The following is a 25,376-nucleotide window of genomic DNA, read 5'->3' as shown; positions in this document are numbered from 1 at the left end:
GCTGCACCATGTATGCGGTGCAGTCCACGGAGTTAGCAGTGCAGGGAGAGCAGGGCTACGCCTGCATCCCGCGCACTGCCGCAGCGAACTGCGCAGCCGCTGCGCGCACGTCGGCCGCGCCCGCGATGGCGGAGATGACGGCTATGCCGTCGGCTCCAGCCGCCATCACGGCGGCCGTGGTATCGGGCGTAATGCCGCCGATACCCACAATCGGAACTGCGATGCCTGCGGCGCGCAGTTCCGCCACCCCTGCGGGGCCCAGCACAGCATGGGCATCCGCTTTGGAGCGCGTCGGGTACATGGGCCCGACGCCAAGGTAGTCGGCGCCCGCCTGCAACGCACGGCGCGCCTCATCCACGGAGTGGGCGGATACGCCAAGCATCCGCCCATCTCCAATGCGGGCGCGTACTAGCGCCGCGTCCGCATCATCCTGGCCGACATGCACGCCGTCGGCCTCCACTGATACAGCCAGCTCCACATCATCGTTCACGATGAACGGGACCCCGTGCTGGCTGCACACCTCGCGAAGCCGCATCGCAAGTGTGATGCGAGCTTCGCCAACCAGGGCGCCAGTTCCCTTTTCACGGAACTGGAACAGCGTGATGCCGCCAGCAATGGCCTGGCGCAGCACTTCCACAGGGTCTTGCGTTGTATTAACGCTGCCCATCACCAAATACACCTGCATCGCGCGTTGTACCGCTTCTGCATCCCAAGGGCGCATCACTGCTCACCTCGCTGTCTGCGCTGATACGCAAAATGATTCGTCGGCCCATGTCCGGCCCCAATCCCCAGCTCATCTTCGATGGCTGCCTGAATGAATGCTCGCGCGGTCGTAACGGCAGCCAGAACAGGTGAACCCTTTGCTAGCTCTGCGGTGATCGCAGCAGAGTATGTGCACCCCGTTCCGTGTGTATGACGTGTTACCACACGAACATTCTCCAGATAATGAAAAGACTGCCCATCGTAGAGCACATCCACGATCATGCCACTTCCTTCATCATGACCACCTTTGACCAAAGCATACGTTGAGCCCATCTGTACAATCCGTCTTGCGGCTTCTTCCCGCTGGCTCAGATTGGTGATAGACATCCCGGTAAGCAGTTCCGCTTCCGGAATATTGGGTGTTGTGATCAGGGCATGGGGCAACAGATCCGTAACCAACGCCTTTACAGCTTCCTGCTGGAGAAGGGGGGCGCCACCTTTGGCTACCATCACAGGGTCGATGACCAGATTCGACCAACGGTATTGCTGCCATTTCTCAGCGACTAGCCGAATAATCTCAGCACTATATAACATGCCAGTCTTCGTTGCGGTTGGTTGAAAGTCTTCGCCGGTCGAGTCCAATTGCTGGGCAATGCCATCGTAAGGGATGGGAAAAACGCCCTGCACACCTGTTGTATTTTGGGCAGCAATAGCGGTGATAACGGTCATGCCGTATGCGCCAAGCTCCTGGAATGTTTTTAGATCGGCCTGAATTCCTGCGCCGCCCCCGTTATCGGAGCCTGCAATGGTTAGCGCTTGAGCAATACTCATACTGCACCTCCACGGATCTGACAGATCTGTGAGCGTTCTGCCAAGAGGTCGGGTGTTACTTGTGCCAATTGATTCAACAATTCAATCTGGAAGCTGCCCGGCCCCTGATGAGTTGTCCGCTCTGCCGCCAGTTCAGCTGCTACACCATAAAACGCGAGCGCTTCAACAACACTGCCTAGAAGATCGGCTCCTGATTCCGCTATGGCTGTAAAAGCACCAATCACCGAACTGAGTAGACAGCCAGCACCTGTGACCTGAGTGAGCAGGGCATGACCATTACTCGTGAGGAATGTGGATTGTCCATCAGTAATAATATCTTCTTTTCCGGTAATGACCACGACACAGCCAAGTTTATGCGCTGCCCGCTCCGCAATGCCGATTCGGTCGCCCTCACCTGACCCTGCGTCCACACCTTTAATACTCCAACTCTCACCGATGACATTGGCGACCTCCGCCACATTGCCGCGCAGTACCGTGAGACGAAGTTCACGAACGAGCATTTGCACGGTTTCCGTGCGATAAGTGGTTGCGCCAGCTCCAACCGGATCAAGCACCACAGGCACGTGATGCGCATTAGCCGATTGGCCTGCCAGACGGATTGCCTGAACGACTTTGTCATCGAGTGTACCGATGTTGAGTACCACGGCTCCTGACATCTTGGCGACATCAGCGACCTCTTCATGAGCATAGGCCATAAAAGGGGACGCACCGAGTGCAAGCAGACCATTGGCTGTGAAGGGAGCCACGACAAGGTTAGTGATATTGTGTACCAGCGGATTTTGCGTACGAACACGTTCCAGATAAGACATATAATTTCCTCCTTGTTTTGAAGTAACCCGATCGGCGGAAGTCCGATATCTGGAGTCACTCAACAGAATAATAGGATATGAGTTGCCTTGTTGAGTTGGGGCGCAGAGTCTAACAACAGCCAGATCATTAATGCGGGAAAAGCAGAAACGTAAAATCTAAATCATTTACTTTCCTTGCAGATTAATAAAAGCATCCTCGGCTTTCACCGATTCAGGAATCAAATCCTGTTCAACGAGCCATGCACGTACATTTTCCCACGATTCCATTTCCTGCCGACCAAATGGTTGGCCTTCTTCATTCATGAGTGGTAGCAGAATTGCCAGGCTTTTGGTTTCGATCTCCGGGTCAAGCGGTGATGTTTCATTCTCATGAGCGAGCAGAATACTCAAGGCTTCTTCTGGATGCTCAGTCACATATTTCTGTCCTTCCTGGACCGCTTTGACGAACCGGGTAAGTTGGTCTTTTTTTGCTTCAATGCCAGCTTCACTTGCAGTCAGGACCAATTCATAATAATCAGGCACACCATAATCGACGGGGTTAATCGATTTCATGGCATGTCCTTCTTTCTCCAAAATCAATTGTTCATGGTTAATAAAACCACCCATAATCGCATCCGCCTGTCCGGAAGCCAGCGAAGGAATCAGATCGAACCCAACGTCAACCAGATTCATGTTGTCGGGATTGCCACCATCGTGGCTGATCATCGTACGAACCATCGCTTCATACAGCGGAATCGAAGAATAACCGACAGTTTTTCCTTCAAGATCTTTGGGTGAATTCACGTTGCCATTTGCTTCGGTCAACAGATGCACAAGCGGGTGCCGAACAACAGCAGCAATGGAACGTACAGGAATGTTCTCGCCACGCGCGAGTAAGATTTGGGGCTGGTAGCTTAAGGCCAGATCAATTTTTCCGGCAGCGACAAGTTTGAGCGAATCATTGGTATCCGCAGGCATCTGAATATCGACATCCAAACCTTGGTCTGCAAAGTATCCTTTTTCCTGAGCCACATAGATGAAGGAGTGTACTGCATTCGGGTACCAGTCGAGCATGATGGACAGTTTATCTTTGGCGTCTGATGCTGGTTCGGTTGCAGACGGATCTGTTTGCTGTGCATTGGTTGCCGAATCTGTTGTTGGCGTATTTTGGCTAGTGTCTGTGGTGCTGCATCCGCTAACGATCAGCAAAAGGCTAATGAGTATGATGGGAAGCAGGGAGTATATACCTTTGTTATTCATAAATGAAGTTCCTCATTTCATCGTTTTGATTTGTAGAAAATGGGCAACAGCATGTTAACGACAATGTGACAATGAACTGATTGAAGTTTGCTGCTGAAATGGTGCATAAGGTATGTTTTGTTTTGAAGGTCGTCATTCTGTATTTATATCTAATTTCTGTCTAGGTATTATCCAACGTTTCTTTTGCCTCCGTGACGATGACGCCGTATGTTAAACCGTTTCTCCAGCCAGGCAATCAGTACAAACAAAACGATCCCCAGCAGGGATAACAGCAAAATGGCGGCAAACATCGCATCCGTGTTCATGTTGCTGGACATACGACGGCTGAAGTACCCTAGACCTTTGCTACCACCGAGCCATTCGCCAATCGTTGCCCCAACCACGCAGTACACCACGGACATCTTTAACCCCGAGAAAAAAGAGGGAAGTGCCAGCGGAACCTGGAGTTTGCAAAAAATATCCCATTTGCTGGCGCCCATGGTGAGCAGCAGTTCACGCTGCTCTGGATCGCCTTGGCGGAGTCCATCGTAGGTACTGACCACAATGGGGAAGAACGCGATTAGGAACACCACGGCGACTTTGCTCCACAACGTATAGCCAAACCACAGGATGAACACGGGAGACAAGGCAATCAGCGGGATGGTCTGACTGATCACGATGAAGGGATACAAGGCCTTTTCAATCGATCGGTTCATATGCATGCCTGTTGCCAGCGTAATTCCAGTCACTATGGACAAGCCAAAACCAACAATAACCTCCATAAAGGTAGCAGGCAGATGGATGGTCAACAGCAGACGACGATGTTCAACCAGTGAGCCTATGATGGCCGTGGGTGCAGGAATGATGAAGGAGGGCACCCAACCCATACGCACACTCACTTCCCAGATCGCCAGTAATAAGAACATGAGCATAATAAACAAACCATATTGGGAAAACCATTTCGAGAGCCACTTCGAACACCACGTCCAGACGCTAACCTCAGCTCTATCATTTTGCATGCAATTGTTCCTCCAGTTGTTGCCTCATCTGCACGAGAGCCAGTTCGTAGATCATGTCCGAATGCCTTGGACGTGGTAAAGGAACCGTCATCTCCCGCAACTGCTGACCTTGCCCCCCTGGAGTTAACAGAATGATACGGTCACTTAACAGCAGGGCTTCTTCAATGTCATGTGTAATGAACATCACGGTTTGGCCAAAGCCCTCCCACAGCTCGAGCAACCAGCGATGCATTTCTCGTTTGGTTAAGGCGTCGAGTGCACCGAAGGGTTCATCCAGCAACATGAGCTGCCCGCCTGTAAGCAAGGTACGAAGCAATGCCACCCGCTGCCGCATGCCGCCGGATAACTCATCCGGGTAGGCCTGCTCATAACCTGACAGGCCGAACCTTGCCAACCCAGCTAGGATGTTTGCCCGTAACTTGTCCTTGTCCTGTCGGCCTGGTGCAAGCTCGGCAGGCAGCATGCAGTTCTCCATGACGGTACGCCAGGATAACAGCAGATCTTTCTGCGGCATATAGGCGACTCGTCCGAGCCGTTGTCCTTGCGGGACATCAGCTATATCGATGGTGCCAACGGTTGGTTTATGCAAGCCTGCGAGCAGCTTGAAGAGCGTGCTTTTACCTGATCCGCTGGAGCCGATGAGCGAGACAAATTCTCCTTGTTGAACCTGAAGCGACACATTGGAGAGCACAGGGGACTCTTTTTTTTCGGGAAAAGCAAAGCTTACGTTGTGAATGGTTACATGGTTATCCATCTGATCCTCACCCCCTTGATGTCAGACTACTGCAATAACAACGGCATCCTATACTCTGCAAAAGGAACAAAAAAGACCCACCCATTTCCGGAGAAATGAGTGGGTCTGTAAGTTAAATCCGCAATTTATCTTCACATACATGAAAAATTCCGCTTACTAAAAGGCCGCTCCACTTCCCTCCGCTGGTATGATCCAGATCAGGTTCAAAGGGTCCGAATAGTCATATTCGTCTCAGCCGCAAGGCTCCCCTAGTGCAAAAGTTCAAGATATGCAGTTGTGTGTTCAGCATATATCACTTGAACATGAACTGTAAAGAGGCAGCATGATGGAATTGTTGAGATGAACTTGGAGTCAGACCCGAACAACTGAACAATTTACCTGGGCTCCCTAACCCGATATAATAGTGGTGGCGCATATTGGCCGGATCACAAATGCAGGCGGGATTGTTCTCCCTCCGAAGCAGAATGGGGACCCGAGTTGAAAACGTTCAAAAAAGTATATATTGAGATCACGAGTATCTGCAATCTGGCATGCAGCTTCTGTCCGCAGACACAGCGTGCCAAAGGATTCATTGACCCTGAAGTCTTCAACAATATACTGGATCAAGTTAAACCACACACCAATCATATTTATCTACATGTCAAAGGCGAACCCTTGTTGCATCCCAAAATAGATCTGTTGCTCGATTCCGCACATGAGAAGGGACTCAAGGTGAACATTACAACGAATGGTACACTGCTGCCCAAGACTCAGCATAAATTGCTTGGCAAACCGGCGCTGCGGCAGATGAATTTCTCCCTGCACAGCTTCGATGGGCATGAAGGTTCAACAGATCGTGACGGATACCTGCGTCATATTTTGTCCTTTGTACACGAGGCCGTTAAGCACAATGTCATCATCTCATTTCGGTTGTGGAATCTGACACAGGATAACTTCACAAATGCTCAGATGAATCGAAATCGGGAGACTCTTGAAGTATTGGAACGTGAGTTCAATCTGGACTTCCGCATTGAGGAAAAAGTAGTTCCAGGCAGCGGGGTCAAAATTGCCCCGAATGTATACCTGAATCAGGACCATGAGTTCCAGTGGCCAAGTCTGGATGCACCTGAAGATGACGGCAAAGGCTTCTGCCATGCACTTCGCGGTCAGGCAGCTGTGCTTGTAGATGGAACGGTGGTTCCATGCTGTCTTGATGGCGAGGGTGTCATTAACCTCGGTAACGTGCACGAGAAGTCATTCTCGGAGATTATTGAGGGAGAGCGAGCGAACAATCTGGTATATGGCTTCTCCAAGCGGGAAGCTGTAGAAGAGTTGTGTCGAAAGTGCGGTTATCGTCAGAGATTTGGAGCCTGATATCTTATATCAGCAAGCCAGAAGCCATTCAAGATCACACATTTGGAGACAAATGTAGTGGTCTTTCTTTGTGATCGGGGATTAAGTGAGGGGTACATACGTTACAAATGAGCATACCAGAGGTTGATATGAGCATATTGCTTGAGAGGCATAGCATGCAAAAAATGCCGATATGACAGGGATTGTGGGATGTCATGATATATCTGATCTAATGATTATTCTAGTTACCTCCCTTATTTGGTAGGATTAGGTTGGGATCGGACAGAGGTGCACCTCTGACGAACTTCCAATACAAGCCTAGGCTTGTACACTACCAAAAAACGAGAGAATAAGGGAGGAATAAAGTTATGAAAAAAATGTTGACGTTGTTGCTGTCCGCTGGTTTGGTTGCTTCTATATTTGGTGCCGTTCCGGCTGCGGCTGCACCTACCGTTGTAAATTCAACCATTGTGGTTCCAAAGGGCACGACCTATGACGGCCAAGGTAAAACATTTGTAGCCAATCCTTCCACACTGGGCGACGGATCTCAAGCAGAAAATCAGAAGCCAGTCTTCCGTCTGGAGGCAGGGGCCACGCTCAAAAACGTAAACATTGGATCACCAGCTGCTGATGGTGTTCACTGTTATGGCAACTGTAATATATCGAATGTGGTCTGGCAGGACGTGGGCGAGGATGCACTGACATTGAAGTCTGCCGGAACGGTTAACATTACCGGTGGGGCAGCGTATAAGGCTTATGATAAAGTGTTCCAGATGAATGCAGCTGGAACAATTAACATCAAAAATTTCCGTGCAGATGATATTGGCAAACTGGTTCGCCAAAATGGTGGAACTTCCTTTGCAGTTAACATGACGCTGGATAACTCTAACATTTCCAATGTGAAAGATTCGATTATGCGTACAGACAGCAGCACATCACAAGGGAAAATTACGAATACCCGTTATTCCAAAGTACCAACGTTGTTCAAGGGGTTTGCTTCGGGGAAAACGAGCCAGTCTGGGAACACGCAATATTAAGAACAGGGATACCTTGGAATACGGATTGAAGGCGTGTACGGATAAGGTAGCTATTTCACATGGTGAAGTATGTCCAAAAGGCATCCAGGGGGATGCCTTTTCCTATGCCAACTTTTGATTTTTGTAGAGACCATTGCCACAAATACCCATCTGATGTACATTAGAAGCAATGAAATAAGTGAACCGGGAGCTCAATGAAGTTGGGCTGAGAGAGTGGCCTTGTGCCGCTGACCGTACATCTGATCTGGGTAATGCCAGCGTAGAGAACATGGATTTGCGATATGTAAGGGTGAATTGTGGGAATGAACGTGGATGAACAACAGACCTCTTTGAACTGTGGTGGTGTATCTGCCATGACGGAGGGGTGCTGGTTGATATTCCGTATTTTCGACATCCATCCAATACATCATTGTGAGGATTGTACACTGTACGTAAGGCCTGCCCGGAACCGGGGAGGCTTTTTCGTTTATTTTGATAACCCTCACAGGGAACAAAGGAAGGACGTAGAGAACATGGCAACAACAGCAGGCAACAAGCGATTGAAACTAACGGATATTCTGGTAACCATCGTGATCGCAGTAGTGTTTGGGGTGATTTACAAGATATGGGGACCTACATATGACTTGATGAAACCATTTGGCGTTCATGCGGAGCAGATGATCTACGGCATGTGGTTTATGGCGGGCACGTTTGCTTTTGTTATCATTCGTAAACCAGGCGTGGCTATTCTTGCCGAAGTTGCGGCATCAACGGTAAGTGCTTTTCTGGGTAGTGAATGGGGCATGTCCACACTTGTATACGGTCTGTTGCAAGGATTGGGAGCCGAGATATTCTTCGCCGCATTTTTGTATCGTAAAACCAATCTGTTTGTCACCTGTCTTGCAGCCATAGGAGCCGCAGCGGCTTCGCTTTTGCTGGATTACCAGTACGGGTATATTGATTCACTCTCGGCCTGGAACTATACGTTATTTATCGGATTCCGCTTCATTGGAAGCATCTTGATTGCTGGAGTGTTTGCTTATTATCTCGCCAAAGCATTGGAACTGACTGGTGTAACGCGTTCGCTCAGACCGGTATCCAAACAAGATTATGAGGCGCTGGATTAGATGAACGGGGAAGGGAATTCGCAAGCGGTAAGTGTCACAAATCTAAGATGCAAGTTCCCGGGAGAGGAAGCCTTGGTATTTCAAGGCTTGTCTCTTTCTGTGCGTCAAGGGGAGAAAGTGCTGTTGCTTGGCCCAAGTGGCTCCGGTAAATCAACGTTATTGCAAATTCTGAGCGGTCTGATACCACGTTCGGTTGAGATTCCGATGAAATGTGATGATATTCGGATTCCCGCCCAAGCAGGAGTGGTCTTTCAAGATCCGGATACCCAGTTCTGTATGTCCTTTACGGATGAAGAGATCGCATTTGTTCTGGAAAACCGAAATATTCCGCGTGAAGAGATGCCTGCTCTGATTGAATATTATCTGAAACAAGTGGGGTTATCCTTTGAACAGAATCGTGTATTGATCCAGTCCATGTCTCAGGGGATGAAGCAGCGTCTTGCGATTGCTTCGATGCTTGCCATGGACCCGGAGGTATTGTTTTTGGATGAACCCACTGCACTGCTGGATGATGAGGGGACTTCCCAGGTGTGGGATACGGTCAAACGGATCGCCAGTGACAAAACGATCATCATCGTTGAACACAAAATAAACGAGATTGTGGATATGGTCGACCGCATCATTGTGTTATCACCTGAAGGAAAGATTGTGGCGGATGGGCCAGCACAGCAGGTATTTACGCATGAACGGGAAAAGCTGAAGGCTTATGGAATCTGGTATCCAGGCATATGGGAGGAGCAAGAGCAGGCAGCTAAGCAAGAAGAGGGAAGTGCTTCTGGAGAGATTCAAGTGTGTGTGGATCACGGCATCTCAAATTTGGAAGCACAGCGATCGTCTGGCTTATCCGATACACCGGGTATATCCCCCATATCTCACGACTCATCCTTTTCGCCTGTATCTCCCGCCTATCTGCCTGCACTGGACTTGCAGCAGTTCACCGGATGGCGTGGGAAAACACCTTTCATTCAGGTGGAGCAGGCCAAGGTATGGCATGGAGACTGGATTGGTATTGTCGGAGCTAATGGAGCTGGCAAGAGTTCATTGTTGTTATCTCTGATGAATATCCTGAAAACAACAGGTCATTATGAGGTGGACGGTCAGCCTTCTGGCAAAACGGAGCAGCTTGCAGATCGAATTGCGTTTGTATTTCAGAACCCGGAGTTTCAATTTGTGACCAACACGGTCGCGGAAGAAGTGGAATTCTCATTACTGGGGGGCAGGCATACAACGGAAGAAAGACTTGTCAGGACTGATCATATGCTGAATCAATTTGGATTAATCGACCTGTCCGAGCGCCATCCCTACCAATTATCGATGGGGCAGAAACGACGCTTGAGCGTTGCCTCTGCACTGGTGAGAGAGCAGCGAATACTGCTGTTGGATGAACCTACTTTTGGACAGGATGCCCGCAATACGTTTGCCATGTTAGCACAACTGGAGCAATTGCGGAGAGAGGGAACAGCTATTGTTATGGTTACCCATGATCGTGAAATTGTAAAAAGATATTGCACCCGAATCTGGACGGTAGATGAGGGGAGGTTATCTGATGCAACTGTCGTTTCCTCACCGTGAAACATGGCTTCATAATGTCAATCCGGGATTAAAGATGATCATTCTGACGATGATGTTTGTCATCGTTATCCTCATTCACAATCTGAATGTAATGGCCAACGTTGCGGTGGCGATGATGCTATTACTGTGCTGGACAGGTCATCCGTGGTACAGATTGATGCTGTACGCATCACCATTCATTCTGGTGTTTATCTCCACGTCTACAGGCATGATGATGTTTGGTAAGGGCGAGACCACATGGTATAAGTGGGGACTGATCCACATAACCGAAGAGAGTTTCTATCGCGGTCTACACTTGGGTTTTCGCTCGCTGACTATGGCCGCGGCAGGGTTACTCTTTGGTCTTACGACCAAGCCTGTGAGACTGTTTTATTCCCTGATGCAGCAGTGGCGGCTTCCCGCAAAATATGCCTATAGCTTTCTGGCCGCGATGCGCATGATCCCCATTTTGCTGGATGAATTCCAGACGCTCCGTTATGCGATTCGTATTCGTGGAACACAGCAACGCGGCTCTCGCTGGAATGTGTATCGTACACTCAAGCGTTACGCTATTCCGCTGCTGGCACAGAGTATTCGTCGTGCACAGCGAATGGCGGTAGCGATGGAAGCGAAAGGGTTCACAGATGGCGCGAGCCGAACGTATTACATTCAGATTGGCTATTCGCGAGCTGATCTGTGGTTTGTATTTTATTATATGCTCACCTTAACAGCTGCTTATTACATCGGGGTTACCTTCCCTTATCATGCTACGATGGTGGATGTAAGGTAATACGGGCAGATAGATAGAAATATATTGAGGTAAACGGTAACTTTTTCCTTTTTACTGCGTCTCTATTGGAAATAGCTTCTAATGAATGGGGATGAACGAGAGTGAAGACGGGTCCTGATTGGCAGAGAACGGGGTACAAATGGATTACCATGACTGGATTATCAGCTATGCTGTTGACGGGCTGGATGCTGCTGGATTCCAAAATGGTCGCCCTTGAAGGACAAGCTTCGGCTACAACGCCACAAGCATTGGGGGCAAGTTCCCAAGTCTTAACTGCAAAGTTAGCTTACAAACAAGGAGACACCGTTACGCTTATTAATGACATCCCTCTGTTCAAAAACAGAAGGGATGGCAGTGTGGCTGCTGACCAGATGGGGATTGAATACTATACAACAAAAAACGAAAAGTATACGTTGGCCTCGGTTCGAGGCGAGTGGGTGCAGCTTAAGTCAACCGATCATGGAAACTTTTGGTTGCCAAGTTGGTATGCACTGAAGGAGAGTAGAAGCATGAGGGAAACAGCTCTCCAAAGCTTCACACTCCAATCAGGCAGTAAGTTCTATCTGGCTCCAGATAGTTCTACAACCTGGTCTTTTGAGAAAGCGCTAACAGATAAGGCTGTTATTGTTGCAAAGTGGAAAGGTTGGTATGGGGTATCCATTGCCCCACGAGTCTGGAATAAAGAATCCTCCACGTATCGGCCAGGACTCTTCTGGATCAAGGCACAGGCTATAGAACAGCGGATGAATGTGGCGGATGGTTGGTTCAATCAGGAGGCATCGCTGCCAACTTCGGTTATACGCCATCTGACAGATATGAAGCTGAACAAGGCAACCACCTCCAAACAAGTGGCTGGGTGGTTAGGCGAGCCGGATTGGAAAGAGAGTTCAAGCAATCTAAATTTCACGGGTTATTCAATGAGTATTGGACAGACCTGGAGATATGAGCGGGAAGATGCGCAATTTCTGGTCACATTCAACAAGAATGGCAGACTGGTCAGAACACGCTGGAATTTAGCACAGGATAATCGAAATGCTGTTGTTTCCGATTGGAACATCAGTCGGGCGGATGAATATGGGTTCACAACAAAAATCTATGGCACAACACTGCCAACGACAATCCCTTGGAAACCGGTTTGGACCAACCAGGGGGATATTAACTATACTTTTTTACAAGCAGCCACGGATGATGTGCTCCTGATGAAAGGGGATGACGGTGGATTCAGCGGGGGTTACTACGAAGGTTCTATATATGCCCTTGACCGACATTCCGGCCAGCAATTATGGGAGATCAACGGGGGTTTTGGAAGACAGCAGGCAGTGGTGGATGCAGAGCGCAAATACGTTACAATCTACACCGATTATGACCCTGATAAGAAAAAATACGTGGATCGTATTCGTCATCTGAACTTGAAGAACGGAAAGGTCATGTGGACGTACACTCCTAAGCAAAATTTTAAACTAAATGGCATCACCGCTGCGAAGAACATTGTGGTTGTAGATAACCCGGTTGTTGAGAGCTCAAGCAACAGTTGGTTAACGGTTCTGGACAGTGCAAACGGAAAAACATTGTGGACGCGAAAACTGGCTACGGGTTATGAATTATTGAACAAGAGTGCAGATGACCCCTATGTGTTGTATTGGGAAAAGAATAAGCTAGTTGCAGCCGATCCGCAATCGGGCCGAACCGTATGGAGCTTGAAAGCTAAACGATCTACCATAGAACAATTTGTGAATGATCCATATTTTGATGGAATCGAACGTCTGGATCCCTTTGCAACCACGAATGCTGAAAGATGGTTATCACTAGATAATCAGTGGCTTCTGCTTGATCTGAACACGGGGAAAAAGCTTGCCCAATTCCCTGCTCGGGTAGGACAGAGATTTGAGGAGCTGAATGATGGCATGTTGTTGATCCGTGAGAACAAGAACGGCAATCATTACGGAGAATATGAAGATTTTACAACTACCCTGTATGATGCCAAGACAGGCAAAACACGTTGGACGCTCAAGGGCAAGATTGAACGAGGACTGGTGGAAGAGGATCAGTTGTATGTGATTAAGAATGGCTACCCGGCGGCTGTGGATTATAAAACGGGGGAGACGCGTTGGAATGCCAAAGATACGATTGCAACACTAAGGCATCCGACGAATCAGGGAAGTTATCTGGTCATTGATGATCAGTTGCTGTTGCCCATGGACGAGAATTTGCTCGTAATGAACAAAAAGAATGGAGCACTGTTAGGTCGTGTACATGACGTTGTGATGGGAAACCCGGAGCACCGGGACCGGGATGCGAAGAATGGAATGATTAACCGGATCAGTAATGAAGTGTATGTGGGTTCGTCCAACGGACGTTTTCGTGTATATGAAGCCAGCCGCCTGCAGGAGGCAATCTCACCTTAAAAGCTTGTCTCGTAAGGGATGTTGATTTATTATAAATGAACAGGCTTGCTCGCGCTCCGGTTATCGGCTGTGCGGGCTTTCTTCATGTGTTCTTGAAGAACCATGCATGATCATTCACGGGAGGACTCTCCATGATCTCATTATATGGTGTAAGCAAACGTTATAACGAGCGCGGTTCCCGTGCAAGTCAGGGATTCGAAGCATTAAGCTCGGTGTCCCTCGAAGTGGGACAAGGAGAAATACATGGCATCATCGGATCGAGTGGTGCAGGCAAATCCACGCTTATGCGGATGCTCAACGGATTGGAAAAGCCGGATGATGGTGAGGTTGTTGTGAATGGGCAGCACCTGACCCAGATGAATGAACAGAGTCTGCGTCAGGCACGAAGATCCATTGGCATGATCTTTCAACACTTTAATCTTGTCAGTAACCGAACGGTGAGTGGCAATGTCTGCATGCCATTGGAGCTTGCGGGTATGCCCCGTGCGCAGCGAGTTGAACGTGGACTTGAGGTACTGCGGTTTGTTGGACTGGAAGACAAGGCGGGTCAATATCCTGCTCAGCTTAGCGGAGGACAGAAGCAACGTGTGGCAATTGCACGAGCGCTGGCCAGTCGTCCGGATGTGCTGCTCTGTGATGAACCGACCTCTTCGCTGGATCCACAGACCACGAACGGTATTCTGGATGTGCTGCGACATATCAATGAAACGCTGGGCGTGACCATTGTTGTAGTAACGCATGAGATGGAAGTGGCTCGCAGACTATGTCACAGGATATCCGTCATGAAGGATGGGCGACTCGTTCGTACGTTGTCTAAAGCGGAAGTGAGCAGTATCCCTGCTCCGCAGCCTGATCTGCTGACCTCCTTGCTTGCGGGTGACGAATACGGGATGACAGGTTCGTCTCTGTTCCGTCAGGCAGAACAGGAGGACAAGTCATGAAGTTACCTGAGTCTGTGCTGAAATATCAGCATGAGATATGGCAGGCGATCGGAGAGACTTTTGTTATGGTGGGCATTTCCATTGCGGCAGCTGTTCTGATCGGGTTACCTCTGGGTACACTGCTGTACTTATTCCGTAGAGGACAACGGTATCAGAATCAAACGCTGTCCTTTGTACTCGGCAGTATCGTTAACATCGTTCGTTCGTTTCCGTTCTTACTGCTGGTTGTATTCATGATTCCATTCACACGGATTGTTGTGGGAACGTCCATAGGTACGTTGGCGGCAACCGTGCCACTCTCGGTCATTGCAATTGCCTACTACGCCAGACTGGTGGAACAAGCGTTGCTGGATGTACCGAGGGGAGTGGTTGAAGCTGCTGCTTCCATGGGGGCATCAACGATGCAACTTGTGGTGAAGTTTTTGTACGTGGAGGCACGATCTGGTCTTGTACTGGGACTCACAACAGCTACGATTAGCTTCATCTCCTACTCGACGGTGATGGGTATTGTAGGTGGCGGCGGTGTTGGTGATTTTGCCATTCGCTACGGTTATCAGCGCTTCGAAACGGAGATTATGGTATTTACGATCATCATTATGATTATCCTGGTACAGATGATCCAATTCACAGGTAGCAGACTGTCCCACTGGCTGGATCGCAGATCCTGAACGGTTGGACCGTGCATTATTACGAATAACCAATACAGATTATACGATGAGGGGTAGACATGAAATGAAAGTGAAAATGATGCTTATGTTGCTTGCAGTAATGCTGGTTGTATCTGCTTGTGGCAAAAAAGAAGAAACACCTGCGGCTGAAGGAACAAAAGAAGATACACAAGCTGCACAAGAAGTTACGCTGAAAGTAGCCACGTTGATTCCACCGATGACAGATGTACTGGATATTGTTAAACCGCTTTTGAAGGAAGATGGCGTCAACCTGGAAGTTGTTGTGCTGTCAGATAACGTACAGCCGAATACGGCACTCGCGAACAAGGAAGTGGATGCAAACTTCTTCCAACACGTGCCTTACATGACCCAGTATAATGAAGCGAACAATGCCAATCTGGTGGCTGTACAGCCTATCTATAATGCCATCTATGGCGCCTACTCCAAAAAGTACAAAACGATTGAGGAATTGCCAGAAGGTGCAACGGTTGCAATTGCAAACGATCCTTCCAACATTGGTCGCTCTCTTGTGATGCTGGAGCAGAACGGATTGATTAAGCTGAAAGAGGGCGTAGGTTTTAACGCCACACAGGCAGACATCACCGAGAATACAAAGAACTTCAAGTTTGAGGAAGTGGACTTGTTGATGCTGGCTCGCATGATGGATGATGCTGATCTGGTAGCCATGACACCGGCATATGCCAGTCCGCTCGGTCTTACACCGAAGAAGGATGCATTGTTAACCGAGAAGGATGATTCCCATTTTGCAATCACCATGGTTGCCCGTGAGGATAACAAGGACTCCGAAGCGATCCAGAAGCTGGCCAAACGCATGGCGGGTCCAGAGGTCAAAGCCTTCTTCGAAGAGAAATATGCAGATATCGCGATCCCGGCATTTAAATAGAGAATACGTTGGTCCAATGTAAATAACCTTTAGATCTGAGCGATAACGCTTGGATCTTTTTTTTGTCGTCCGCTTGCTTATTAACAAGTATTTAGAAAGTTAACAATTTGGTCATATCCCCGGAACACTTTATTTAATAGTTTTTTCGTATAATTTGTTTGAAAATAGTTCTTTTGGATTATAAATTAAGAGATTTGTTCGAGTTTTGTAGTGTAAAGAGTGTTTTTCACAAGAAGTGAGACCTAGTTTTTTGAAAAGATGGTTTACAATCTATGAGAGCTATACAAGAGCTTTATAAGTTGTATGAATCATTCAGCAAGTGGCAGGTTGTTCTGTCATCGGAGTGGCAAGTGTAAATAATCACTAGTTCAACTTATAAGTAGATCAAGTAAAACTAAAATTTATCTGGAAGAGGTAGAGAAATTTGTCCCGAAAAAATAGCAAATCGACCTGGTTCAACAAGATGCATAAGAACTTTAAAACCAAGCTGGTGGTGTCCTTTATTGCTTTCCTGGCCATTCCTTCGTTAAGTATTGGAGTTTTATCGTATAACAGTGCAAAAGATGAAGTGGAGAAGCAAATTTTACATAGTGCGATGGAAAATGTGAACCTTGCCAGTGCAACGATAGATCTTTCAGTCAATGCCAAGCGGAACCACATTGAATATTATGCGAGTACACTCGCGGAGCAATTGCGTCAAGAAGATGCCGAGGTTCGGGTTGTGAACGAATTGAAGGGGTATGCCGCACAGAACAAAGATATCATCACCATAGGTGTAGGCACAGAGGCAGGTGTGTATCTGATGTCCTCTGATGCGGAGATGCCTGAAGATTACGATCCGCGAACAAGACCATGGTACACAGAAGCGATGGGTACTCCACAGCAGGTCATTGTTACAGACCCTTATGTTTCTGCCGAGACAAAAGAGATTACCATTACGATTGCGAAGGCACTGGAAGACCAATCTGGTGTGGTCCAACTGGATCTCAATCTGGCGGACATTAGTCAATTAGTTAGCGGAATTAAAGTTGGAGAAAAGGGACATCTGATTCTGCTGGATGCCAGCGAAAAGTATATCTATCATCCGACGATGCAACCTGGAACAGATGCAACAGAAGATTTTTGGACACAAGTGTATACGAATGAATCCGGTAATTTCAACTATACCTTTGATCAGGTTGATAAGGTCATGTATTACGCCACGAATGAATCAACGGGATGGAAGGTCGCGGGCACCATGTTTTCTTCTGAAGTAGAGGATGCCGCTGCGCCTATTCTGAATCGAACGATTATGGTCATTATTTCTTTTCTAGTCATCGGAATTTTGATCATCTGGCTTGTGATGCGATCAATTGTTAAACCGATTCGTCAGTTGAAGGTTCAGGCGATTCAGGTGAGTGAAGGGGATCTAACCCAGACCATTACAAGCACAAGTAATGATGAGATTGGTGAACTGAGTGATGCCTTTGGCAAAATGCAACACAATCTGCGTGTGTTGATTCAAAATGTGGAGAACAGCGCCAGTCAGGTAGTCATCTCATCGGATGAAATGGCTCAGAGTGCGGAATCAACCAGTGCAGCCAGTGAGCAGGTAGCGCGAGCCATTCAAGAAATTGCGAGTGGTGCGGAGAAACAGACCGAAGGTATTGAACATAACCATCAGGCCATGAATGAAATTACGATTGGTATTACAAGAATCGCCGAACGTTCCATACATGTCGCTGATTTGGCGAAACATACAACCGTACAAGCAGAAGAAGGCGGCAACACCGTCAAGCAGACGGTGAGTCAGATGCAATCGATTCAAGAGACGGTAGCACAGACAAACCAATTGATTCAAGCGTTATATGAACGATCACACCAAATTTCAGCGATCACGGAGTTAATCGGAAATATAGCCAAACAGACAAACCTGCTCGCGCTGAACGCATCCATTGAAGCTGCTCGTGCAGGTACACATGGCAATGGATTCGCTGTTGTAGCAGCAGAGGTTCGCAAGTTGGCAGAGCAATCCGGGCAGTCCGTCAATGAAATCACCGTGCTGACTACGGCGGTACAGGAAGATATGGCTGCTTCCGTTCGCATGATGGAGAAGGTGACTTCAGAGGTTGGAGAGGGCATGGACATCTCTACAGAAGCGATTCGGAAGTTTGAACGTATTCTGGATAGCATGCGGGAAACGACACCTCAGATTGAAGAGATTGCTGCCACGTCGCAAGAGATCACAGCAGGTGTACAGGAAGTATCTGCTGTATCCAATGAGTTGGCAGGCATTGCGTCAGGCAACGCCGCAACTTCCGAAGAAGTGGCCGCTTCCTCAGAGGAGCAACTGGCAGCGATGGAGCAGATTTCTTCCTCGGCTCGTGGCTTGTCTACCCTGGCTGAAGAGCTGCAGCGCCTGATTAGACAGTTTAAGTATTAAACGGGATCGTAGAAGAGATTATCACACAGGGACAGCATCACATCATGTTTCATTAGAGGGAGTGGACAACCATGCAACTGGAACTCAAAGCCTTCTTACTGCTGACGGATGCGGTCATGATTACAGATGAGGAGGGTGTGATTCTGGATGTGAATTCCGTTTATGTAACCAAAACAGGATTCTCACGGGAGAGCACCATAGGTAAGCCTGCCCGATTGCTAATGGATACCCACTGGAGAGGAAATCAGACCTGGTCCGGCGTAGCCAAACTGATGAAGGCTGATCAGGAAGTGTGGGAAGCCCAAGTTACGATTACATCGGTTCATTTGGATGATTCTCTTTTTTATATCAGCATATTTAATGATGAATTTTCATGAAAAAAAACGTTGTTTGGTGATAAGGGGATGTTAGCTGAAAGCAGTAATTATTTTCAAAAAAATGGTCAATATCGTCAATTGAATAAGGGAGCACGGCATACTATGATTTGTGTACTGAGGAACTGCGACCATGAATCTGACAACATTCATTGAATGCATGAAATCCTGAAGTCGTAATGTGGACGGTGACCATTTGCTACGCGATCTTGTATTAAATTTCACGCTAATTTTGATCTTTGTTTTCCTAATTCATCACTATTTGAACCATACAAATGCTACCCGTTCAACATCCATCACGACTCGAATCATTATTGGTATTACGCTGAGCATGTTGGGCACGGCGCTCTATTATTTCTCTATTGTGCTTGAGGATGGTACATTGTTGAATTTCCGGGCCATTGTGTATCTGCTTGCTGCTTATTTTGGTGGGAGTGGCTCTGCTTTCGTTACTTTTGCATTCATGTGGATGTTTCGGATTAATATGGGGCGTAATCCCTTGTTGGAGAACTGGCAGTATGCGTTGACAGAGTTGTTATTTGTCGTAGCCATATGTCTGATCTTTAAGTATATCAGGGGATTTATACAGAAGTGGTTGTCCGGAGCGTTGCTGTTGATTACTGTGTATGAGTTTTCTGCACTAAAGACCAATTCCCCTTCTCTGCTAATGATGGGGCAGATTCTCTTTTTTCAATGTATCTGCCTGCTGTCCGTCATATTATTCCTGTATTATCTGAACCAAAATCATCGATATAGGAGATTGGTCATTCAGAGGGATCAGGAAATGCTGGAGATGCTTCGTATGCAGCCGGGTTTTACTTTTAAAATCCGAAAACAGAACGGAAAATTCGAGTATCTTGTGCTTGAGGGAGAGATGCTCTCCCGACTGGGCTTGGATATGAGTAGTCTGAAGCAAGATTACAAACTGGGCACATTGGATATTTTACCTCAGGAAAAGGTAGAATTTCTGCGAAAGCAGTTTAACCGGGCATGGGAAGGGGAATCTTTTTTTTACGAGATTGAGCATGGAGGTTACTATTCGCTGGTGAACGTTCGCCCTCTGCGAGAAGAGGGTGTGGTGAAATATGTCGTGGGATATGGACTTGATATTACGGAGCACAGAGCGGTTAAACGAAGGATTCAAGAAAGTGAAGAGCGATATCGAACACTTGAGCGAGTGTCGGCAGACTGGTTTGTCGGTTTGGATAACAACAGATGTATTGTGTCAGTGAATCAGAAATTTCTGGATGTTCTCGGTCTCGGCAGGCAGGAAGTGATTGGGCGTCAGCTTGAAGAATTGTTGTTCATTGAGCAGCTGGAGAACTGGTTGTTCGTTTTCCAAAAAGCCTTACATCACAATATAGCACAGGATACGGAACTGAGTTTTATTGTTGGAGAAGGTCATGAGCAGCATGTTCGGGTTCACCTATCCCCTGTTAAAGTATTAAACTCGAGTGAGAAAATTAAGGCAGTTATTCATGACATTTCGGATCACTATAGACGTGTTAAGGCTGACAAAGCAAGCCAGGCAAAGAGTGAGTTTCTCGCATTCATGAGCCACGAGATTCGTACCCCACTGAGCGGTATTATCAACTTTTCGTTGTTGCTTCAACGGACAGATCTATCTCCACAACAAAAGGATTATTTGAGTAAAATCAATGCGTCCTCCCAAACCTTGCTTGCCCTCGTAAATGATATTCTTGATTTTTCGAAAATTGAGGCAGGCAAGCTGATGTTGGAGAAGGTCTCTTTTTCACCAGAGGATGTGATCAAACGTGTGGCAGATCAGATCGGTGTGGCCATCGGGCACAAAGATATCGAAGTGATTTTTACAACCGATCCCGATCTGCCATTAACGGTGATTGGTGATCCGTTCCGACTTGAACAGGTGTTATTGAATCTGCTCAGTAATGCGATTAAATTTACGGAGCATGGATATGTAACGTTGCAGGCAGAGGTTCTTTCATTGGAGGCGGAGCGAGTTCATGTCCGTTTTGAGGTACAGGACACGGGAATCGGAATGTCACCCGAACAATTGGAACGGCTCTTTGTCCCGTTTACTCAAGCGGAACCCTCGACGTATCGAACATATGGTGGCTCTGGTCTTGGGCTGGTCATCTGTTACCTTCTGGTCACCTCTTTGGGAGGAAGCTTGCGGGTGGATAGTGTTTTGGGAGAGTACAGTCTGTTTTCATTCGACTTGATATTTGAACTTGCAGATTCGGAAGAAGAAGAGAGTTTCTCCCTGCAGACACACCCTCTCCTATATGGTGCGAATGATGTGGTTATCATTGAAGATGATGAACGGATGGGCGCAAATCTGAAGCAGCTGCTCTATTCATTCGGGATGAATCCGACGCTGTATACTTCCTTGAACCATATGATGGAAAGTGATTGGTATGTCCATCATGTAGATGGGGCAAGTTCCATGATCATGATGATGGATATGGATGCAGAGGAGACCGTCAACGGATCGTCATGGGACAGTTTCATGAAGCGAATGAATCAAACCAAATTTCAAATGGTGGGTTATACCCATGCTTTTAGTGAAAATACCCTGTGGAGTGAGGAGAGATCCTTTCGCCCGGATCTCATGATGATCAAACCGATTACACGTCTGGGATTGTTCGAAGTATTACTTGCACTTCAGGGTGAAGGGCCATTGGAGAAAAAGCGGATGATAGAAGGTGATGAATCCTACTTGCTTAAATCCAAAGGGCACATTCTGATCGCTGAAGATCATGAAATCAATCAACTGGTCATTCGGGCCATGCTGGAACATACCGGATTCAAGGTGACACTGGCAGACAGTGGCACAGAGGTTTTGAAGAAATTGGATGAACAAACATGGGAACTGATTCTGATGGATCTCTATATGCCAGCTATGAACGGAATTGATGCAGCGCGACACATTCGCAAGATGAGGAAATATGATCGTACACCCATTATTGCGCTTACAGCGAATGGTTTAAAAAGGGACCATGAATTATATCTTGAAGCAGGTATGAATGCCATCCTGACTAAGCCCATACATGAACAACAGCTCGCAGACATTTTGGAAATATGGATTGATCTAAAAGGCATAAGGGAGATCAATGGAATTGATGCAGATAAGGCGATCAGACAGATGGACGGCAAGCCACATATTCTGCAATATGCGCTCACGAAATTCAGAATGGAGTATGACTCGTTTCAGAAAAAACTGGCGATTCAACTTCAGCAACAGCAGATTGCTGATGTCATTCGTAGTGTTCATTCTCTTCGAGGCGTAGCTGCGAATCTGCATGCAGTGGACCTGATGTGTGCAGTTCTCCAATTGGAATCACTCTTGTTCCGTCCGTTGTTCAAAGAAGAGGAACTGCGTTTGGTATTGGAGAAGGTACAACAGGAAATTGATAAAATTACCGAGTCCCTGCCATGGTGATCGGAATGAAGCTGTGTTGTATTAAGGTGTGAACTTATATCCGACCCCCCAGATGGTTTGAATGTATTGGGGGTTTTTTGGATTGTCCTCAATTTTTTTGCGAAGTTTGGTAATGTGCACATCGATGGTGCGATCATTAATGTAGGCATCAATACCACGAATGGCTTCGATCAGGGCATACCGACTGTAGACTTTGCCAGGATTGAGAATAAACAGCTTCATGATCTCAAATTCGGAAAACGTCATCTCCACGCGCTGGTTATTCAACAAAACAGTTCTTCGGGCCAGATCGAGAGATATTCCGGATTCCTGTTCAGTGACAACAGAGCTGTTCAATATAGAGTAACGACGCAATACGGCCTCAATACGTGCCTTCAGCTCCTGCATGCTGAAAGGCTTACATACATAGTCATCAGCCCCGTCTGTTAATGATCGAATCCGCTCAGAAACCTCGGTTAACGAAGAGATGACAATGATGGGGATTGCCGTATGTTGGCGCATGAGAGAACTAGGATTCTTATTACCCGAATCAGGGAGCATCAAGTCAAGAAGCAGGATATCAGGCCGCGCTTGAAGCTGTAGAAGACCATCTCTTGCGTTATCGACACGGATAACATCATACCCTTCACCTTGCAAATACAAGGATAATGTATCGCCTAACATGTTGTCGTCCTCTATGATAAGCACTTTCGTCATGATATTCCTTTCTGAACCCCCTTCTTGTAGAAGGACTAAGATCCATGGATTACTTAATATACCTGATATTTAAAACATGCAACATGAGGATGTCAAGACTCTAACATGACTCCAAGAAGGTGAGAGACTCCGATTTAATGCTTGCCAAGATGTGAATCGGTTTCACGCTCGATCAGGCGCATCAGTTTGCGCTCGGTAGCGCTCTCTGGCGCAGGGGTGTAGACACTGCATCGCAGATCGGAACTACCCTGAACCTGCAACGAAGTCAGATCAAACAACATTTTGCCTGCTTTGGAATGCCTGAACTCGATTAATACGTCCGGGGCACTGCTGACGCTGCTTTGTTTCCAAAGGGTATGAAAATCGGGATGTCTGTTCATCATGTCATCCAAAAATAAATTATACCATTCATCATCAACATACTGGCCATAGTAAGCACGAAAAATCGCCAGAAATCCGCTAACAAAATCCTCCCAGTTTACCGCGAGCCTGCGAAACTCCTTTCGATCAAATAACAGACTGATCATATTCCGCTGTTCGGGGGCAATCTGTTCAAAATCCATAAAAACATGCCGGGCTGCATCATTCCAGCCGACAATGTAACAACGCCGATCCGAGATCACGGTAGGGCAGTGGTGAAGTTCTTGCAAAATTTTCTGCAAAGAAGGGTGAAGTTGAACCGGTTCTTCTTCTAGTGTGGGCAGCTCCGTATGATGCTCCATGGCGAGCGAAAACAGATACTTTCGTTCATCGGCAGTAAGCCTCAGTGCCGAAGCAATGTTATCCAACACGGAATGGGATACCTGAATATCCCGACCTTGTTCAAGCCAGGTATACCATGTTGTACTCACTCCTGCCAGTTGGGAAACCTCTTCTCTCCTCAGCCCAGGCGTTCTTCTCCGACTTCCAGTGGGTAAACCGACCGATTCGGGGGAAATTTTGGAACGCTGTGTTTTCAGAAAAGTGGACAATGCCTGTAACCTGACATCGTAGTTCAATCCATCACCTTCAATCCTCGTTATCATGGTAGTCATTATACTATTATAATTGACAACTTGTAATAGGATATTCAAAAGTGCACTATTAGTGGCAGAGCGTAAGAGTAAGGTAGATAACAGCGCTGAAGGAGGATGGACATGGAACGAGTCGTGATTACAGGAATGGGAGTTATCTCTCCTTTGGGAAATGATGTAGATACATTCTGGAACGGATTGATTGAGGGTAGATCAGGGATATCGCCTATAGAGCATTTTGGTACAGCTTCGTACAAAACCAGAATCGCAGGAGTGGTCCGTGATTTTGATGGTGAAGAGCGTTTTGGACGCAAGGAAGCAAGGCGTATGGATCGATTCGTTCAATTTGCTGTTGCTGCTGCGGATCAGGCTGTATCACAATCGGGTCTTGTGATGGATGAAATGGACCGTGAACGGGTAGGTGTATATATTGGTTCAGGCATAGGCGGCATCCAGACATTGATGGAACAATGCAAGGTCCTGTCAGATCGGGGACCTGCGCGAGTCAGCCCAACACTGGTACCGATGATGATCTCCAATATGGCGGCAGCTATGGTCAGTATGAGGTTTGGTTGCTGGGGACCGACATTATCGCCAGTAACAGCTTGTTCCATTGGAAATACAGCCATTGGAGAAGCTTTCCGGTTAATTCGTCATGGCGGAGCCGATGTCATTATTGCTGGAGGGACAGAAGCGGCTGTAACCGAAGTGTCACTGGCAAGCTTCGGTAATGCGACAGCGTTGTCTACACGAAATGAAGCGTTCCAAGCAGCCAGCCGTCCATTTGATGCAGGGAGAGACGGTTTTGTCATGGCGGAGGGTGCTGGAATTCTGGTTGTGGAATCACTGTCTCATGCTCTAGCAAGAGGGGCGAATATTCTTGCCGAAGTGATTGGATATGGTGCCAGTTCAGATGCGTATCATATGGTAGCTACCCACCCGGAAGGGCGGGGTGCATATCTGGCGATGAAAGCATCACTGAAAGAAGCTCAGATTGGACCTGAGGACATTGATGTGATTAACGCTCATGCCACCAGTACGGAGGCAGGTGATCTGTCTGAGACGAGAGCCATTAAACAACTTTTCGGGACAGGTGCCTATGATATTCCGGTCACAGCGAATAAGTCCATGACGGGACATATGCTTGGTGCAGCAGGCGGTGCGGAGGCGATCTCACTTATTCAAAGTCTGCGGCATGGCATCATTCCTCCAACCATCAATCAGGAGCAGAGGGACCCCGAATGTGATCTGGATTATGTGCCAAACGAGGCAAGAAAAGCAGATTTGCGGATTGGGATGTCTAATTCCTTTGGTTTTGGCGGTCATAATGCGGTTATTATTCTTCAAAAATATTCATCTTAAGCAGAAAAGCAGCTTTAA

General features: G+C 47.5%; 21 protein-coding genes and 2 riboswitches. Of the genes, 13 read left to right on the top strand and 8 right to left on the bottom strand.

What is annotated here, in order from left to right; all coding sequences use genetic code 11:
• Positions 1 to 55: 55 nt before the first annotated feature.
• The 6 genes from thiE to MHB71_RS20575 form a co-directional block, all read right to left on the bottom strand.
• Entirely contained in the window at positions 56 to 721 is a 666-nt protein-coding gene (gene thiE, locus MHB71_RS20600) for a thiamine phosphate synthase (RefSeq protein WP_340027491.1), read from the bottom strand.
• A complete protein-coding gene (gene thiD, locus MHB71_RS20595) occupies positions 721 to 1,533 on the bottom strand; it encodes a bifunctional hydroxymethylpyrimidine kinase/phosphomethylpyrimidine kinase (protein ID WP_036606146.1) in 813 nt (270 codons plus the stop codon). Before thiD ends, thiE begins: the two co-directional genes overlap by 1 nt.
• Entirely contained in the window at positions 1,530 to 2,342 is an 813-nt protein-coding gene (gene thiM, locus MHB71_RS20590) for a hydroxyethylthiazole kinase (protein WP_076329810.1), read from the bottom strand. The genes thiD and thiM overlap by 4 nt, the downstream gene beginning before the upstream one ends.
• A 165-nt stretch (positions 2,343 to 2,507) precedes the next feature.
• A complete protein-coding gene (locus MHB71_RS20585; protein WP_340027490.1) occupies positions 2,508 to 3,581 on the bottom strand; it encodes an ABC transporter substrate-binding protein in 1,074 nt (357 codons plus the stop codon).
• Positions 3,582 to 3,748: 167 nt separating this feature from the next.
• On the bottom strand, positions 3,749 to 4,579 hold the full coding sequence (locus MHB71_RS20580; protein WP_340027489.1) for an ABC transporter permease: 831 nt from the start codon (positions 4,577 to 4,579) through the stop codon (positions 3,749 to 3,751).
• Positions 4,569 to 5,333, bottom strand: coding sequence for an ABC transporter ATP-binding protein (locus tag MHB71_RS20575; protein WP_340027488.1), 765 nt, complete (start codon positions 5,331 to 5,333; stop codon positions 4,569 to 4,571). Before MHB71_RS20575 ends, MHB71_RS20580 begins: the two co-directional genes overlap by 11 nt.
• A gap of 157 nt (positions 5,334 to 5,490) precedes the next feature.
• A riboswitch (TPP riboswitch) is annotated at positions 5,491 to 5,593 on the bottom strand.
• Between the two features lie 217 nt (positions 5,594 to 5,810).
• On the opposite strand from MHB71_RS20575, the gene MHB71_RS20570 reads away from it, so the two are divergent.
• The 12 genes from MHB71_RS20570 to MHB71_RS20515 all read left to right on the top strand — a co-directional run bounded on the left by MHB71_RS20570 (position 5,811) and on the right by MHB71_RS20515 (position 22,287).
• A complete protein-coding gene (locus tag MHB71_RS20570; protein ID WP_036606150.1) occupies positions 5,811 to 6,686 on the top strand; it encodes a radical SAM/SPASM domain-containing protein in 876 nt (291 codons plus the stop codon).
• 347 nt (positions 6,687 to 7,033) lie between these two features.
• Positions 7,034 to 7,702 (top strand): pectate lyase, encoded by a 669-nt coding sequence (locus tag MHB71_RS20565; protein WP_036606151.1) that lies wholly within the window; start codon positions 7,034 to 7,036, stop codon positions 7,700 to 7,702.
• 172 nt (positions 7,703 to 7,874) lie between these two features.
• Positions 7,875 to 7,985: riboswitch (TPP riboswitch) on the top strand.
• Positions 7,986 to 8,214: 229 nt separating this feature from the next.
• Entirely contained in the window at positions 8,215 to 8,808 is a 594-nt protein-coding gene (locus MHB71_RS20560) for an ECF transporter S component (RefSeq protein WP_036672660.1), read from the top strand.
• The gene (locus MHB71_RS20555) at positions 8,809 to 10,380 is read left to right on the top strand and encodes an ABC transporter ATP-binding protein (protein ID WP_340027487.1); all 1,572 of its coding nucleotides are present in this window, start codon (positions 8,809 to 8,811) and stop codon (positions 10,378 to 10,380) included.
• Positions 10,355 to 11,149 carry an energy-coupling factor transporter transmembrane component T gene (locus tag MHB71_RS20550; RefSeq protein ID WP_340027486.1) on the top strand — a complete coding sequence of 265 codons (795 nt, stop codon included), beginning with the start codon at positions 10,355 to 10,357 and terminating at the stop codon, positions 11,147 to 11,149. The genes MHB71_RS20555 and MHB71_RS20550 overlap by 26 nt, the downstream gene beginning before the upstream one ends.
• Positions 11,150 to 11,250: 101 nt before the next feature.
• Entirely contained in the window at positions 11,251 to 13,554 is a 2,304-nt protein-coding gene (locus tag MHB71_RS20545) for a PQQ-binding-like beta-propeller repeat protein (RefSeq protein ID WP_340027485.1), read from the top strand.
• A 131-nt stretch (positions 13,555 to 13,685) separates the two neighbouring features.
• Positions 13,686 to 14,495 carry an ATP-binding cassette domain-containing protein gene (locus MHB71_RS20540; RefSeq protein ID WP_340027484.1) on the top strand — a complete coding sequence of 270 codons (810 nt, stop codon included), beginning with the start codon at positions 13,686 to 13,688 and terminating at the stop codon, positions 14,493 to 14,495.
• Positions 14,492 to 15,163, top strand: a complete 672-nt coding sequence (locus MHB71_RS20535; RefSeq protein WP_036606156.1) for a methionine ABC transporter permease — start codon at positions 14,492 to 14,494, stop codon at positions 15,161 to 15,163. The genes MHB71_RS20540 and MHB71_RS20535 overlap by 4 nt, the downstream gene beginning before the upstream one ends.
• A 46-nt stretch (positions 15,164 to 15,209) precedes the next feature.
• Positions 15,210 to 16,067 carry a MetQ/NlpA family ABC transporter substrate-binding protein gene (locus MHB71_RS20530; protein WP_340027482.1) on the top strand — a complete coding sequence of 286 codons (858 nt, stop codon included), beginning with the start codon at positions 15,210 to 15,212 and terminating at the stop codon, positions 16,065 to 16,067.
• Between the two features lie 424 nt (positions 16,068 to 16,491).
• Positions 16,492 to 18,489: a methyl-accepting chemotaxis protein gene (locus MHB71_RS20525; RefSeq protein WP_282319348.1), complete on the top strand. Its 1,998-nt coding sequence runs from the start codon at positions 16,492 to 16,494 to the stop codon at positions 18,487 to 18,489.
• Positions 18,490 to 18,560: 71 nt separating this feature from the next.
• Complete coding sequence (locus MHB71_RS20520) at positions 18,561 to 18,866, top strand: PAS domain-containing protein (protein WP_340027481.1); 306 nt, start codon at positions 18,561 to 18,563, stop codon at positions 18,864 to 18,866.
• A gap of 178 nt (positions 18,867 to 19,044) precedes the next feature.
• A complete protein-coding gene (locus MHB71_RS20515) occupies positions 19,045 to 22,287 on the top strand; it encodes a response regulator (RefSeq protein ID WP_340027479.1) in 3,243 nt (1,080 codons plus the stop codon).
• Between the two features lie 21 nt (positions 22,288 to 22,308).
• On the opposite strand, the gene MHB71_RS20510 is transcribed toward MHB71_RS20515, so the two are convergent.
• A complete protein-coding gene (locus tag MHB71_RS20510; protein ID WP_076253483.1) occupies positions 22,309 to 22,983 on the bottom strand; it encodes a response regulator transcription factor in 675 nt (224 codons plus the stop codon).
• A 134-nt stretch (positions 22,984 to 23,117) separates the two neighbouring features.
• On the bottom strand, positions 23,118 to 23,981 hold the full coding sequence (locus tag MHB71_RS20505; RefSeq protein WP_339191409.1) for a helix-turn-helix transcriptional regulator: 864 nt from the start codon (positions 23,979 to 23,981) through the stop codon (positions 23,118 to 23,120).
• 138 nt (positions 23,982 to 24,119) lie between these two features.
• On the opposite strand from MHB71_RS20505, the gene fabF reads away from it, so the two are divergent.
• The gene (fabF, locus tag MHB71_RS20500; RefSeq protein WP_340027478.1) at positions 24,120 to 25,358 is read left to right on the top strand and encodes a beta-ketoacyl-ACP synthase II; all 1,239 of its coding nucleotides are present in this window, start codon (positions 24,120 to 24,122) and stop codon (positions 25,356 to 25,358) included.
• The last annotated feature ends 18 nt before the right edge of the window (positions 25,359 to 25,376 follow it).

Source organism: Paenibacillus sp. FSL H7-0940 (assembly GCF_037979415.1).
Lineage (GTDB): Bacteria > Bacillota > Bacilli > Paenibacillales > Paenibacillaceae > Paenibacillus > Paenibacillus amylolyticus.
The sequence above is the reverse complement of the archived record's forward strand: the minus strand, read 5'-3'. Positions and strand labels throughout refer to the sequence as shown.

Excerpts from the sequence above, each read along its gene's own strand:
- MHB71_RS20510 (WP_076253483.1), bottom strand. The coding sequence starts at position 22,983 with ATGACGAAAGTGCTTATCATAGAGGACGACAACATGTTAGGCGATACA.
- MHB71_RS20580 (WP_340027489.1), bottom strand. The coding sequence starts at position 4,579 with ATGCAAAATGATAGAGCTGAGGTTAGCGTCTGGACGTGGTGTTCGAAG.
- MHB71_RS20585 (WP_340027490.1), bottom strand. The coding sequence starts at position 3,581 with ATGAATAACAAAGGTATATACTCCCTGCTTCCCATCATACTCATTAGC.
- MHB71_RS20550 (WP_340027486.1), top strand. The coding sequence starts at position 10,355 with ATGCAACTGTCGTTTCCTCACCGTGAAACATGGCTTCATAATGTCAAT.
- MHB71_RS20575 (WP_340027488.1), bottom strand. The coding sequence starts at position 5,333 with ATGGATAACCATGTAACCATTCACAACGTAAGCTTTGCTTTTCCCGAA.
- thiE (WP_340027491.1), bottom strand. The coding sequence starts at position 721 with ATGCGCCCTTGGGATGCAGAAGCGGTACAACGCGCGATGCAGGTGTAT.
- MHB71_RS20520 (WP_340027481.1), top strand. The coding sequence starts at position 18,561 with ATGCAACTGGAACTCAAAGCCTTCTTACTGCTGACGGATGCGGTCATG.
- thiD (WP_036606146.1), bottom strand. The coding sequence starts at position 1,533 with ATGAGTATTGCTCAAGCGCTAACCATTGCAGGCTCCGATAACGGGGGC.
- MHB71_RS20530 (WP_340027482.1), top strand. The coding sequence starts at position 15,210 with ATGAGGGGTAGACATGAAATGAAAGTGAAAATGATGCTTATGTTGCTT.
- fabF (WP_340027478.1), top strand. The coding sequence starts at position 24,120 with ATGGAACGAGTCGTGATTACAGGAATGGGAGTTATCTCTCCTTTGGGA.
- MHB71_RS20560 (WP_036672660.1), top strand. The coding sequence starts at position 8,215 with ATGGCAACAACAGCAGGCAACAAGCGATTGAAACTAACGGATATTCTG.
- MHB71_RS20535 (WP_036606156.1), top strand. The coding sequence starts at position 14,492 with ATGAAGTTACCTGAGTCTGTGCTGAAATATCAGCATGAGATATGGCAG.
- MHB71_RS20540 (WP_340027484.1), top strand. The coding sequence starts at position 13,686 with ATGATCTCATTATATGGTGTAAGCAAACGTTATAACGAGCGCGGTTCC.
- MHB71_RS20565 (WP_036606151.1), top strand. The coding sequence starts at position 7,034 with ATGAAAAAAATGTTGACGTTGTTGCTGTCCGCTGGTTTGGTTGCTTCT.
- MHB71_RS20555 (WP_340027487.1), top strand. The coding sequence starts at position 8,809 with ATGAACGGGGAAGGGAATTCGCAAGCGGTAAGTGTCACAAATCTAAGA.
- thiM (WP_076329810.1), bottom strand. The coding sequence starts at position 2,342 with ATGTCTTATCTGGAACGTGTTCGTACGCAAAATCCGCTGGTACACAAT.